Below are 12253 nucleotides of genomic sequence, written 5' to 3' on the forward strand. Positions count from 1 at the left end.
TGGCGCTCGCCGAAGAGTGACGTGGTCGGTTCACCGCAGGGCCGTTTCGTTTCAGCTGTCCTTGTCGTTGACAAGCAGTGGTGCATCTGCAGGGAGCACATCGACAAAGATGATCTCGTCCGCGCGCAGGCGGGCATGGAGCTCAAACGCATTCTTGGCGGCGGGTTCAGCGGTGGCACGGTCCGCGTTGTCCTGGAGCACAATCGAGATGCGGATAAGGTCGCGGTTGTTTTTGCGCGTCGCCACGGCCTGAGCCGCTATTGCGCCGGGTGTGGCAATCACCACCTCCTCGATCGCGCGCGGATAGACGAAGATCTCGCGCACCTTCACCGCCGCCCCTACTCGGCCCTGCAGCGCTGAAAGCCGGCGCACACTGCCGTCCTGGTTACTCTCTAGTGCAAAGGCGCTGTCACCAGTACCGAAGCGGATCATCGGCCATTCGGCATGGCGTGAGGTCACGACGACCTCGCCCGTCTCGCCGTGGGGGAGTTGGTCGCCGCTGACTGGATCGCAGATCTGCACCACGCGGTCCGGATGCACCCCATAGCCGTTGCCCCCGTCCTCATACGCGACGACACCGAGATCGGCTGTGGCGTAGGCCGCCCAGGTGGAAACGCCGTAGTCAGCCTCGATTCTGCGGCGCTTGGCCATCCAGTCGCCCATTTCGCCGCCCAGGAAAGCCGTCCGTACATTCCAGGCGCCGCGGCCATATGTCTCGATCACCCTGTCGGCCAGGGTCAGGAAGAATGCTGTCGACGCGCAGATGGAAGTGACGCCGGTCTCGACGATGATCTGGGCTTGCAAATCAGTGTTGCCGACGCCGCCGGGAATGACGGTGGCGCCCGCAGCCTGCGCGGCCTCGTCAAAAAGAAGACCAGCCGGCACGAGATGATACATCCAGGTGTTCAGGATCACATCCCCCTTGCCGACTCCTGCCGTCTTGAACAGCAGGTCCAACCCATGGCCGCCGCCGCCGGGCAGCGCCGGTTCAAAGATCGGGCCGGGCGAGACATAGATGCGCGCTATTTCCTTCAGATCGGCGGCGAGGAACCCTCCGAAAGGCGGGGTCTCTCTTTGGAGCTTCAGCAACTCCTCTTTCTTCATCACCGGCAGACGGGAGAGATCGGCCAGCGACGAAATCTTGGCCGGGTCGAACCCGGCCGCAGCGAACCGTGCCTTCAGTCCCGGTGCCTTCGTTGCAGCCGCGCTGTAGGCGGTCGCGATGTCCTGATAGATGTCACTGGGCATTGCTTCTGATCACCTTTGCCAAGTGGTTCGACCGCGACAGATGGAACCCATCTGTCGCCAGCAGGTCGAGCCACAATTCTTTGATCGAGTGGATCTACTTTCCGAAACGGACGGATCCCACCCGTTTCGATTGATCCACAAGCTTGGCTCAGATCGGACAATCCTTGCGGAAGTTCGGCGCGCGCTTCTCGCGGTGCGACAGTACGCCCTCTTTCACGTCTTCGCCCATGAAACCCAGCATCTCGAGGGCGGTGGAGGCGTCGAAGATCGGTCCGGCTTGACGCAGCCAGTTGTTGAGCGCGTATTTGGTCCAGCGGATCGCGCTCTGCGAGCCATTCGCAAGTTCGGTTGCAATGTCGAGCGCGGTCTGCTGCAGAACGTCATCCTCGACGCACATCGACACCAGTCCGATCCGGTCAGCCTCCTCACCCGAGACCGGCTTGCAGGTCATCAGGTAGTATTTCGCCTTGGCCATTCCGCAAAGCAGCGGCCAGATGATCGCGGCCACGTCACCGGCGGCGACGCCGAGACGCGGATGGCCGTCAACGATCTTGGCCTTCTTGCCGGCGATCGACACGTCGGCCAGGATGCCGACGACCAAGCCGGCACCCGCCGCGGGACCGTTGATCGCCGAGATGATCGGCTTGTTGCAGTTGATGATGTTGTAGACGAGGTTCTTGGCCTCTTTCCACGTCTTCATGATCTCATGCGAATTGCCGATCATGCTCTCGATCAGGCCGAAATCGCCGCCCGCCGAAAACGCCTTGCCTGCACCGGTGACGATCACCGCATTGATGTCGGGATCACGGTCGATATCGATCCATATATCGGTCATCTGCGTGTGGGTCTCGGCATCGACCGAGTTGAAGGTGTCAGGCCGGTCGAAGGTGATGCGCAGCACGCGCTCGGCCGGGTAATCGAATTTCAGCTTGTCGTATTTTGCGTAACGATCGGACATCGTAAATCCTCCCTCATGGTCAGCCCGGCAGGCCTAGGACAGCTTTCGATAGAATGTTGCGTTGGATCTCGTTCGACCCGCCGTAGATCGTGGTCGGCCGGGCCTTGTAGAAGACCGCCAGAACATCGAGACCAACATTGCCGACCTGTAGCGGCCCCAGCGTGCCGCCATCGGGTCCTGCCGCCTCGATCATGAGTTCGGTGATCTTCTGAAATGTCTCGGTCACCCAGATCTTGAGCATCGAGACATCCGCGCCCAGCGGTTCGCTCCGCTTGAGCTGATCGGCGAAGCGCGCGTAAAGCGCCGCGTGATCCTCGACATCGAGCGCGACCTCGGCGAAGCGGTCGCAAAAGACCGGGTCGTCGAAGCGGCCGGCACCGCGAGCGTAGGTTTCAAGCTGACCAAGCGCGTTCTGGGCCAGATTCGGTGCGCCGATAAACACCCGCTCGAAGCTGAGCAGGGACTTGGCCATGGTCCAGCCCTTGTTCAGTTCGCCCACCAGGTTTTCGCACGGGGTGCGGGCATCGTCGAAGAAGACCTCGCAGAACTCGGTTTCGCCTGCCAGCGTGGTGATCGTTCGGACCTCGACCCCCGGCTGATCCATCGGGACGAGAATGAAGCTGATCCCTTGCTGTTTCTTTGGGGCTTTCGGATCGGTGCGCACCAGCATGAAAATGTGCGTCGAGTCATGCGCCATCGTCGTCCAGATCTTCTGTCCGTTGATCACGAACTCGTTCCCCTCGATGACGGCGTTCGTGCGCAGGTTCGCCAGATCGGACCCTGCGCCCGGCTCGGAATAGCCCTGGCACCAGATGTCCTCGCAGCTTAGGATGCGGGGCAGCCAGTATGCCTTCTGAGCATCGGTGCCGAACTTGATGATGAGCGGGCCGACCATCTGCACGCCCATGTCTCGGCCACGCACGACCCCCCAACGCTGCTGTTCCTCGTAGAAAAAGAGAAGCTTGGCCGCGTTCAGCCCCATGCCGCCGAACTCCGCAGGCCAAGCCGGTGCGACCCAACCCTTGGCATGGAGCTTGCGGTGCCAGTGCTCGATCTCGGCGAACTTAGGGCGATGCGAAAGATTGCGCAGCTCTTCGGGGTACTCGGTTTCGAAGAACTGCCGGACCTGCCTGCGGAAGTCGGCGTCGCTCATGGCGTTGTAGTCGATCACTCAGCGGCCTCCTCTGCGTTGCGGGCGTTCAGCCAGAGCCGACGATGATAGACGTCGTCGCCCAGCCAGGCCGAGAGCACCAGCGCCCTGTTCAGGTAAAGCCCGATGTCGAACTCGTCGGTGTAGCCGACCGCGCCATGCAGCTGGATCGCCTCGCGCGTGATCTTCCTGGCCGTGGTGCAAGCCCGGGCCTTGGCCCGGCTGGCCTGGCGTGCACGCAGGCGCGGGGCTTCTGTGGCGTCCATCAGGCCTAGCGCGTCACGCACACTCGCTTCGGCCACTTCCTGCATGACATGCATGTCCACCGCGCGATGCTGAATGACCTGGAACGAACCGATCGGCTTGTCGAACTGCTCGCGCGTCTTGATGTAGTCGAGCGTGATCTCCAGCGCCTTGGCGCTGACCCCGACAAGCTCGGCCGCCGTCAGCACCGTCGTGTCGCTGACGGCAGCTTCCAGAGCCTTTGCGACGACCGGACCTTCGGCGAGCAATTCGGTTGGCGCGCCCGACAGGTGTAGTTCGGCCAGTATACTGCCATCGGACTGACGCCGTTTGTCGATGGAAACGCCCTTGCCGCCGGGTTCAACCAAAGCGAGAGCCGGTCCGCCGCCCGCCTCCGCCACCACGAGGATGCCACTTGCAGCAGCCACCCCCGCGACCCAGGATTTCGTCCCGGTCAGAGCTCCGTTCTCGAACCGAGATGACAGGGTGTCGGAGAAACCTTTGGCGTCACGCTCCTGCCATGCTGTTGCCAGGACCGTCGTGCCGGCCAGCGCCTCGGTCAGAAGCGCATGCTCGGGGCAGAGCCGGCGCAAAAGGCCAATTGCAAGCCCGACCGAGGCGACGACAGGCTCGGGCGCGATCACCCGGCCTACTTCTTCGGCGATGATGCCGGCGGCGGCCAGCCCCATGCCGAGGCCGCCCGCCTCTTCCGGCACCGCGGCGCCGAACACGCCGGCCTTGGCCAGTTCCGTCATTACGGGCGCATCCCAGCCGCCGTCTTCGTCCCTGATCTTACGCGCCCGCGCCACGCCGCCCGCGCGCTCCAACAGCGTGCGGACGCTTTCGCGCAATAGGCGGAGATCGTCGTGGTCGTGATGTGCAGCGTTGATCATTTTTCCTCCGGGGGCCGGCGCTTGATCATCACGGGAGTATCGGCAGTGAACACGACCTGTCCTGCGGGATTCATGGCTCTGAGCGTATAGGCCAGCACGCCCCTGTCCGGTTTGGTCTTCGAAGGTGTGACCGAAGAGACTTCCAGTTCGATGTCCAGCGCCTCGCCGGGCCGAATTGGCCGAGGCCATCTCAGCGAATCGAAACCCAGCCCGCCGATATTGGCGATCTCCGGCATCATTCCGTGCATGACTGGCTTGAACACCTGCAGCATCGTCTGAAAGCCCGAGGCGATCAGGCTGCCGTGGATGCCGGTGGCATAGGCCTCGTCAGTATGCAGCCGCTGCGGATCCCATTCCTGCGCGAACGCAATGATCTCCTCCTTGCTCAGCGGCTCTGCGCGGAACCTGTAGATCTGAGCCGGCTGGAAATCTTCCAGATATTTCATGAGGCCTTGCCCGCTGCAGCAAACCCGGCATCCACCCCTTCGGCGCTGCGCGAGATGCGCTCGCGATTGAACTGCTCGAGCCGGGGATAGGTCTTTTTGAAAACGCGCAGGAATTCCTCCATCGGTGCGTCAACGTAGAGCCCCCGATCGTTCACATATTCCATGTGCCGCTGGTCTTTGACGTCGAACTCATGAAACAGCGCGTCGCTCTTGCCGTCGAAGACAAGCGGCCTGACCCCGAACCGCTCGCACAGCTCCATGTTGAACGCAGGCGTGATCTTATAGGTATTGCCGTCGAGCCAGAGCTGCACGTAGCCGTGATAGACGAACAGGTCGGTGCCCATCAGCTCCTGCAGCTTGGGCGTGTTCAGATGGTTGCGCACATCGGCGAATCCCAGCGCTGCGGGAATGCCGGCCGCGCGCAGGCAGGCCGCCAAGAGGATCGCCTTGGGCACACAGAAGGCGGCCTCCGCTCCGGCGATGGCGCTCGCGCGATAAGCATCGGCCGTCAAGGCGAAGGTGTAGGGATCATAGCGGATGCCGTCCCGCACCGCCTCGAACAGGCGGATGGCCTTGTCGGTTTGCGATGCATCGTCGCGTAGATCGCGCAGAGCCCGGGCGACTAACTGCTGGACCTCGGGGCTGTCGCTGTTCACGAAATACGTGGGCACGACGTATCTTGTGGCCTCTTCCGGAAGCGCTTCTTGGGAGATCGTCATCATATTCACCTTCTGGAAGGAGCAATTCTAACACCTGTTAGATTAGCGGGCCGCACTGGCACCGTCAATCTTCGGCGTTCTTGGCGGTATCTCATGGGTCGGGCAGCCCGAAATACCTGTTGTCACGGCCGAGATCGGGCGCGGCCTCGTCGCGGGAGGGCGGCGCGCGAAAAGCCGGCGCGATCGGCAGCGGCAGGGCGGGCACGCGCCGTTCCCCGATTCGCACCTGCCGGCCGTAGACGCCCCGCTTGGCAAAATGGTCGTCGGATGCCGCCTCGGCCGGGGTCTTGACCACCGTGCAGCAGCAATCGGCCTCGGCCAGAAGCGGGGCCCAATGCAAGGCCGGATGCGCCGCTAGCAGGCGGGCAACTTCGGCAGTGCTTGCTTCCGGATCGGCGAGGTCGTCGCGCAGCTCCGCCCTCAGTCCGATCACATCGCAGAAGGCCTGCCAGAACTTCTCTTCCAGTGCCGCCACGGCGATCTGACGCCCGTCGGCTGCGGAATAGAGCCGGTAACGCGCCAGTCCGCCCGTCAACCGGTCGGCGCTGTTGCCAATCGGCTCTCCGGCGAGAACGCCCTTGGCATGAGCCCAATAGGCGAAAGCGAAGGCACCTTCGGTCATGGCGATATCGAGATGGATGCCCTGCCCCGTACGGTCGCGCTCGCGCAAGGCGAGCAGGATATTGAGCACCGCCGGGTAGCTGCCGCCCCCAACGTCGGCCACCAGCGCGAACGGCATTGTCGGCTGCTCGTTTGGACCGCGGCTGAGCGGCAAGATTCCGGCCTCGCCGACATAGTTCAGGTCGTGGCCGGCAAAGTCCCGTTTCGGCCCGGTCTGTCCGTAGCCGGTGATCGAGCAATAGACGATGCCCGGATTGATGGCACGCACCGCCTCATATCCCAGGCCCAGCCGGTCCGTCACGCCGGGGCGGAACTGCTCGACCAGGACGTCGGCCTTCTCGATCAGCGGACGGAGGCTCTCCACCGCACCTTCAACCTTCAAATCCAGCGCAATCGATTTCTTGCCGCGATTCAAGATCGCGTAACCGATGCTGACGCCGTCGATTTTCGGCGCCGTATGGCGCGCGTCCTCGCCCGTGCCGGGGCGCTCCAGCTTGACGACTTCCGCCCCGGCCTCGGCCAAAATCAGGGTCGCCAGGGGGCCAGGCAGAAGCGTGCTTAAATCGAGCACGAGAATATCGCTGAGCGGCTGAGCCATGATCGCTGACCTCAAGCAAAGCCGGCCGCGCCGTTGTTCAGCACAACGACCTGACGCTCGGGGATCGAGGCGCTGAACCGGGCTTCGCCGCCTTCCCGCCAGATATGGAACCGCACCGTCTCGCCCGGATGGACCGGGGCGGAAAAGCGCACGTCAAGTCCGGTCACGCGAACCTTCACGTTGTAGTCGATCACGCGTTTGACGGGCACGAGCACCTTCATCGGCGTTTCTCCCATTACTGTTTGGACCGCTTTGCCGCAGTCAGCAGTCCTTGAACTGCGGCGGTCGCTTTTCTTGGAAGGCCTTCATGGCCTCGGGAAAATCATGGGCGCAAAGGAGCACACTTTGCGCATCGCGCTCGATCTCCAGCGCCTCGAGGTAGGAGCATTCGGCAGCAGCCCGCATGACACGCTTGGCTGTCTGCATGCCGAAGGCGGGGTGGGCGGCGATCTCTCGCGCGATCTCGATGGCCCGGGTCTCGGCCTCGCCGGCCGGCACGCATTCCTCCACAACACGCAGCTCGCGGGCCGTGCGTCCACCGATCTCGCGGCCGGTGAACACCAGCATCCGGGCCACCCCAGCGCCGGCGCGCTGCTGAAGAAGCCAGCTCGACCCGGTGTCGGGGCAGCCGCCGACCTTGGCAAAGACCTCGCAGAGGCGCGCATCTTCGGCAGCCACGACAATATCGGCCGACAGCGCCAGGCTCAGCCCCGCGCCATAGGCAATTCCATTCACCGCGGCGATCAGTGGTTTTTTGAACTGATAGGCGGCGCGACCGCCGGCGTGGACCATGTCGACCATCTCCGAGGTCGCGCGGGCGCCCTTGGCGATCTCGGCGCGGAAGCCGATAAGATCGCCGCCACTTGAGAAATGCTCGCCGCCGGTCATCACCACGGCGCGAATCGCGCCGTCCTTCTCGGCCTGCCGCAGATTGGCGATGAGCGCCTCGACGAACGCAATGCTGTACGGGTTGCGCCGTTCGGGACGGAGAAAGCGCAGAACGCCCACAGGCCCATCCCGATCAAGCCGCATCAGGTCGCCCATGCCTCTCGTCTCCCTTACCGGCCTTGCCAGACGGGCGCACGTTTTTCGGCAAAGGCCCGCGGGCCCTCGATGGCATCCTGGCTGGCATAGACCACCTCGTGCAGGCGCTTGCCCTCTTCCAGCCCGCCGGCACAGCCCAGATCCATGGTCGCGCGCACGCTGGCCTTCGCCGCGACTACCGAAAGCGGTGCGGCACTGGCGATCCGACGTGCGAGGTCGCGGGCCCGTTCGCGAATTAGATCAGGCGTGTCTTCGAGGTAATTGGTGAAACCGTAGTCGTGCAGCCGCTCGATCGGCATGAGATCGCCGGTCAGCACGATCTCCATCAGGATCGGCTGCGGCAGCATCCACAGCGCCGACGCGGCCCAGGGCGAGCCGCGTCCGATCTTGACTTCGGTGATCCCGATCTTGGTTCCTTTGAGACCGACCCGCAAATCGCAGTTCAGCGCCAGCATCATGCCGCCAGCCATCAGAGAACCGGTCATCGCGGCAATGATCGGTTTGCGACAGGCGCGCATCGTGTCGTGAAAGGGGTCGCGCATCTTGCTAAGGATGTCGACGCCCTCGTTTCGCGCGATCTCCGCCGCCTCTTTGAGGTCTAGCCCGGCGCTAAAGACACCGCAATCCGCCGAGGTCAGGATCGCAACGCTAACCGTGGCGTCGGCCTCGATCCGCTCCCATGCATCGGCCAATCCGTTCGCGGCGGCGACCGAGAGCGCGTTCTTGCGCTCGGGCCGGTTGATAAGGACAGTGGCCACGCCACCTTCGACGGACACCTCGATCGGGCTGTCTTCCATCGCTCGATCCCTCGCAGATTGACCTTGCATGACTGGTGAACCGGCTTGTGCCTGCGGGTCAACTTGACCCGCAGGCGCGCCGTCAAGTCACTTGACAGTGAATTTGGACGAGCTTTCCTTGATCACTTTCCACACCACGTCGGTATAGTCCGCGCTCCAATCCGTGAGCGGCACCCAAGTCGAGCCGTCCCACCGCTCGACACGGGTCTTGCCGCCTCCTCCATGGTCCTCAGGTGTCACGGTCACCGGAGCCATGAGCCCGTTGGCGTCGAAATCCTTAATCGATTCTAAACCAACCTTCATGCTTTCGGGGGTCAGCGGCGAGCCGTTCTTCTCGATAGCCAGCCGGGCGGCCTCAAAACCCACTGAAAAGACCGCCAACCCCAAATTGTAATAGACGTCGTGGACAAGCGATTCCGGGCCGCTGCCTTTGCCCTTCGCGTAGAAGGTCCCAAGCATGGTCTTGACGAGGGGCACCTCTTGGCCGCCGGCCACGTTGGTGCCACGCAGGATTCCCTTGGCCCCTTCGGCCCCGATATTCTTGATATCAACCTCGTTCAGCCAGTTGACCGACAGGTAGCGATCGATCGGAAAGCCATTGCGCTTCATCTCCTTCGAGGCCACGACGTGACCGCCGGCAAGAATCCAGCTGATCATGTAATCGGGCTTGTCGCGACGAACTTGTGTCCAAACGCTCGCCTGGTCGCTCCCGGGCAGCGGCACTGGATAGAGCTTGAGCTCAAAGCCTTCCTTTGCCGACAGCGTCTTGAGGATCTCGATCGGCTCCTGACCGAAAGGGTAATCAAGATAGATGAAGCCAATTTTGGCTTTCCTCAGATCGCCGCCCATCTGCTTCTTGATGAAGGCGACGTCGTTGGCTGCCTGCTGCCAGTAGGTTGGACCGACCGGGAAGATCCAATCGAATACCTTCCCATCGGCTGCGTCGCCTCTTCCGACGAAGGACTGCAGCACGATGTTGCCATCTTTCATGGCGCGTGGAAGAAGGGCATTCGTCACCGGCGTCGAAAGGAAGTAGAACAGAAACACGCCCTCGCGCCTTAGCTGTTCATAGCATTCGACACCGCGCTGGGGTTCGTTGCCGGTGTCGCGCACCATTATTTCGACTGGATGGCCTGCTATCCCGCCATTGTCGTTTGTGTATTTGGCCAAATCCTGCGCAGCCTGGGCGACCTGCGGCGAGACGAAGGTGTAAGATTTGCTCAGATCGAAGCAAAGGCCGAAGCGGATCGGCTTCTTGTCTTGTGCCGCGGCTGCCTGGATTGCCAGCCCCAGCGCCGCTGCCAGTACAGCGGCAGCCACTCTGTTGAAGATCGTCATCTCGAACCTCCCTGTTGGACATCGCTTCCTCAATGTCGGCCCACTCCGCCGGGCCGGCTTCACAGGCCGCACGGCGCGGCCTCCACCTCCTCGCATCACTTGCCGTCGAACTTCGACGAGCTCTCCTTCACAACCTTCCAGACGACATCCTGATAGGCGGCGATCCAGTCGGTCTGCGGCACCCATGTGGCCCCATCCCACATTTCAATGCGCGTGCGCGGCCGCCGCCGCCGTGATCCTCCGCCGTCACGTGATCGGCGCCATGAGACCGTTTGCGTCGAAATTCTTGATCGCCTCCAGCCCGGCCTTGTAGGTTTCGGCGGTGATCGGATGGCCATGCAACGCAACCGCCTGACGGGCCGCTTCAAACACGATCGAATACATCGCAAGGTCGGTATTGTATAGAACGTCCCGCGTCTTTTCGACCGGGCCATTGCCTTTGCCCTTGTCGTAAAGCTCGGTCATGATTTCCTTGTAGAGCGGGATGTCCTGACCGCCCGCGACATTCGTGCCGCGCTTGAGCCCCCTCGCCGCCTCCGCGCCGATATTGGAGATATCCACCTCGTTGAGCCACTTGACCGAGATGCACTTCTCCATTGGAATGCCGCTGCGTTTCATTTCCTTTGACGCGACCCGGTGCGCACCGGCAAGCATCCAGCTGATGATGTGGTCGGGCTTGTCCCGGCGCACTTTGGACCAGACCCCCGCCTGGTCGCTGCCGGGCAGCGGAACCGGATAGAGGATCAGCTCGAATCCTTCCTTCGCCGACAGCGTCTTGAGGATCTCGATCGGCTCCTGCCCGAAGGGATAGTCGAAGTAGACGAAGCCCACCTTCACATCCGAGAGATTTCCGCCATGCAGCTGCTTGATACAGACGATGTCGTTGGCGGCCTGGCCCCAATAGGTCGGTCCGACCGGATAGACCCAGCTGAACACCGCCCCGTCGGCCGCGTCGGCTCGCCCGACAAGCGATTGCATCAGAATGCGCCGGTCCTTCATGGCGCGCGGCAGGATCGCGAGCGAAGCGGGCGTGGAAAGCGTGTCGAAAACGAACACGCCCTCGCGGCTGAGCCTGCGGTAGCATTCGATGACGCGCTGCGGCTCATTGCCATGGTCGCGCACGATCACTTCCACCTGCGCCCCCTCGATCCCACCCTTTATGTTGACGAGACCGGCAAGATCGAGCGCCGCCTGCGAGACCTGTGGCGTAGCGAAGGTGTAGGCCTTGCTCAAATCGTAGCAAACGCCGATCCTGAACAGTCCGGGATCCGCCGCCTTGGCGGAAGCCGACAGGAGGCCTGCGGCTAGCAAGGCCAAAGCCAGTGTCTTTCCAATGGACTGCATTTTCTCCTCCCGCTCTCGCTTGGAACGATCGAGTCAGCTCAGCCAGCGCTTGCGCCGGCTGTAATGTTTGATGTCGTGGAAATTCGTGCCCGACCCTCCCCCCAGATAGAACTCCTGAATGTCTGAATTCGCTTTCAATGCCTGCGCTGTGTCGTGCATGACAACGCGGCCATTCTCGATCAGATAACCGTCCGACACGATCTCCAACGCTGCGAGTGCATTCTGCTCGACCAGCAAAACAGACAACCTCACTTCCTTGTTGATCTTCTCGATGATGCTGAAAATCTCAGCCACCAGGAAAGGCGCCAAGCCTAGACTCGGTTCGTCGAGCATCAGGAGACGGGGCTGGGTCATCAACGCGCGACCGATCGCCAGCATCTGCTGCTCGCCGCCTGAAAGATATCCCGCCTGGGAGTTCTTCCGTTCAGCGAGGCGCGGGAAATACTCGTAGATCCTCTGCTTTTCCGTTTTCAGCGTGGCCCGGTTCATCGACATCGGCGCAGCCGCTTCGAGGTTTTCATCGGGCGTCAGGTGTTCGAAAACACGACGGCCTTCGATCACATGGCAAATCCCCATCTCCACACGCCGCTGCGCGGGCAAACCGGTGATTGCCGTGCCGTCGAAGCTGATCTCGCCCCGACTGACGCGGCCGCGCTCGGCCTTGAGAAGGCCGCTGATCGCCTTCAACGTCGTGCTCTTTCCGGCCCCATTGGACCCGAGAAGTGCTACCATTCCTCCTTGTGGAACCTTGATGGAGACCCCTTTGATCGCCAACACGACGTTGTCATAGAGGACTTCTATACTGTTCATCGACAGGATGTTGGCTGCTTCTTTATCGGGAGCGCGGGTCATCT

General features: G+C 62.3%; 13 protein-coding genes. All 13 read right to left on the reverse strand.

Annotation, left to right across the window (positions count from 1 at the left end; translation table 11 throughout):
- Positions 1-51: 51 nt before the first annotated feature.
- Positions 52-1248, reverse strand: coding sequence for a phenylacetate--CoA ligase family protein (locus tag EZH22_RS28885; protein ID WP_203193725.1), 1197 nt, complete (start codon positions 1246-1248; stop codon positions 52-54).
- Between the two features lie 148 nt (positions 1249-1396).
- The gene (locus EZH22_RS28890; RefSeq protein ID WP_203193726.1) at positions 1397-2206 is read right to left on the reverse strand and encodes an enoyl-CoA hydratase/isomerase family protein; all 810 of its coding nucleotides are present in this window, start codon (positions 2204-2206) and stop codon (positions 1397-1399) included.
- Positions 2207-2225: 19 nt separating this feature from the next.
- On the reverse strand, positions 2226-3377 hold the full coding sequence (locus tag EZH22_RS28895) for an acyl-CoA dehydrogenase family protein (RefSeq protein ID WP_231711209.1): 1152 nt from the start codon (positions 3375-3377) through the stop codon (positions 2226-2228).
- A complete protein-coding gene (locus EZH22_RS28900; RefSeq protein ID WP_203193727.1) occupies positions 3374-4492 on the reverse strand; it encodes an acyl-CoA dehydrogenase family protein in 1119 nt (372 codons plus the stop codon). Before EZH22_RS28900 ends, EZH22_RS28895 begins: the two co-directional genes overlap by 4 nt.
- Positions 4489-4938: a MaoC/PaaZ C-terminal domain-containing protein gene (locus EZH22_RS28905; protein WP_203193728.1), complete on the reverse strand. Its 450-nt coding sequence runs from the start codon at positions 4936-4938 to the stop codon at positions 4489-4491. The genes EZH22_RS28900 and EZH22_RS28905 overlap by 4 nt, the downstream gene beginning before the upstream one ends.
- The gene (locus EZH22_RS28910) at positions 4935-5660 is read right to left on the reverse strand and encodes a transglutaminase-like domain-containing protein (protein WP_231711210.1); all 726 of its coding nucleotides are present in this window, start codon (positions 5658-5660) and stop codon (positions 4935-4937) included. Before EZH22_RS28910 ends, EZH22_RS28905 begins: the two co-directional genes overlap by 4 nt.
- Before the next feature lie 88 nt (positions 5661-5748).
- A complete protein-coding gene (locus EZH22_RS28915) occupies positions 5749-6876 on the reverse strand; it encodes a CaiB/BaiF CoA transferase family protein (protein WP_203193729.1) in 1128 nt (375 codons plus the stop codon).
- Between the two features lie 11 nt (positions 6877-6887).
- Positions 6888-7097: a MaoC/PaaZ C-terminal domain-containing protein gene (locus EZH22_RS28920; protein ID WP_203193730.1), complete on the reverse strand. Its 210-nt coding sequence runs from the start codon at positions 7095-7097 to the stop codon at positions 6888-6890.
- A gap of 40 nt (positions 7098-7137) precedes the next feature.
- The gene (locus EZH22_RS28925; protein ID WP_203193731.1) at positions 7138-7920 is read right to left on the reverse strand and encodes an enoyl-CoA hydratase/isomerase family protein; all 783 of its coding nucleotides are present in this window, start codon (positions 7918-7920) and stop codon (positions 7138-7140) included.
- A 14-nt stretch (positions 7921-7934) separates the two neighbouring features.
- Positions 7935-8717 (reverse strand): enoyl-CoA hydratase-related protein, encoded by a 783-nt coding sequence (locus EZH22_RS28930; RefSeq protein ID WP_203193732.1) that lies wholly within the window; start codon positions 8715-8717, stop codon positions 7935-7937.
- A gap of 87 nt (positions 8718-8804) precedes the next feature.
- Positions 8805-10055, reverse strand: a complete 1251-nt coding sequence (locus EZH22_RS28935; protein WP_203193733.1) for an ABC transporter substrate-binding protein — start codon at positions 10053-10055, stop codon at positions 8805-8807.
- A gap of 246 nt (positions 10056-10301) precedes the next feature.
- Positions 10302-11399, reverse strand: a complete 1098-nt coding sequence (locus EZH22_RS28940; RefSeq protein ID WP_203193734.1) for an ABC transporter substrate-binding protein — start codon at positions 11397-11399, stop codon at positions 10302-10304.
- 33 nt (positions 11400-11432) lie between these two features.
- Positions 11433-12251 carry an ABC transporter ATP-binding protein gene (locus EZH22_RS28945; RefSeq protein WP_203193735.1) on the reverse strand — a complete coding sequence of 273 codons (819 nt, stop codon included), beginning with the start codon at positions 12249-12251 and terminating at the stop codon, positions 11433-11435.
- Between the last annotated feature and the right edge of the window lie 2 nt (positions 12252-12253).

Source organism: Xanthobacter dioxanivorans (genome assembly GCF_016807805.1).
GTDB classification, from domain to species: domain Bacteria; phylum Pseudomonadota; class Alphaproteobacteria; order Rhizobiales; family Xanthobacteraceae; genus Xanthobacter; species Xanthobacter dioxanivorans.

Bases quoted from the DNA above. Each gene is read 5' to 3' on its own strand.
- EZH22_RS28885 (WP_203193725.1), bottom strand. From the start codon at position 1,248: ATGCCCAGTGACATCTATCAGGACATCGCGACCGCCTACAGCGCGGCT.
- EZH22_RS28890 (WP_203193726.1), bottom strand. From the start codon at position 2,206: ATGTCCGATCGTTACGCAAAATACGACAAGCTGAAATTCGATTACCCG.
- EZH22_RS28900 (WP_203193727.1), bottom strand. From the start codon at position 4,492: ATGATCAACGCTGCACATCACGACCACGACGATCTCCGCCTATTGCGC.
- EZH22_RS28905 (WP_203193728.1), bottom strand. From the start codon at position 4,938: ATGAAATATCTGGAAGATTTCCAGCCGGCTCAGATCTACAGGTTCCGC.
- EZH22_RS28910 (WP_231711210.1), bottom strand. From the start codon at position 5,660: ATGATGACGATCTCCCAAGAAGCGCTTCCGGAAGAGGCCACAAGATAC.
- EZH22_RS28915 (WP_203193729.1), bottom strand. From the start codon at position 6,876: ATGGCTCAGCCGCTCAGCGATATTCTCGTGCTCGATTTAAGCACGCTT.
- EZH22_RS28920 (WP_203193730.1), bottom strand. From the start codon at position 7,097: ATGAAGGTGCTCGTGCCCGTCAAACGCGTGATCGACTACAACGTGAAG.
- EZH22_RS28925 (WP_203193731.1), bottom strand. From the start codon at position 7,920: ATGGGCGACCTGATGCGGCTTGATCGGGATGGGCCTGTGGGCGTTCTG.
- EZH22_RS28930 (WP_203193732.1), bottom strand. From the start codon at position 8,717: ATGGAAGACAGCCCGATCGAGGTGTCCGTCGAAGGTGGCGTGGCCACT.
- EZH22_RS28935 (WP_203193733.1), bottom strand. From the start codon at position 10,055: ATGACGATCTTCAACAGAGTGGCTGCCGCTGTACTGGCAGCGGCGCTG.
- EZH22_RS28940 (WP_203193734.1), bottom strand. From the start codon at position 11,399: ATGCAGTCCATTGGAAAGACACTGGCTTTGGCCTTGCTAGCCGCAGGC.
- EZH22_RS28945 (WP_203193735.1), bottom strand. From the start codon at position 12,251: ATGACCCGCGCTCCCGATAAAGAAGCAGCCAACATCCTGTCGATGAAC.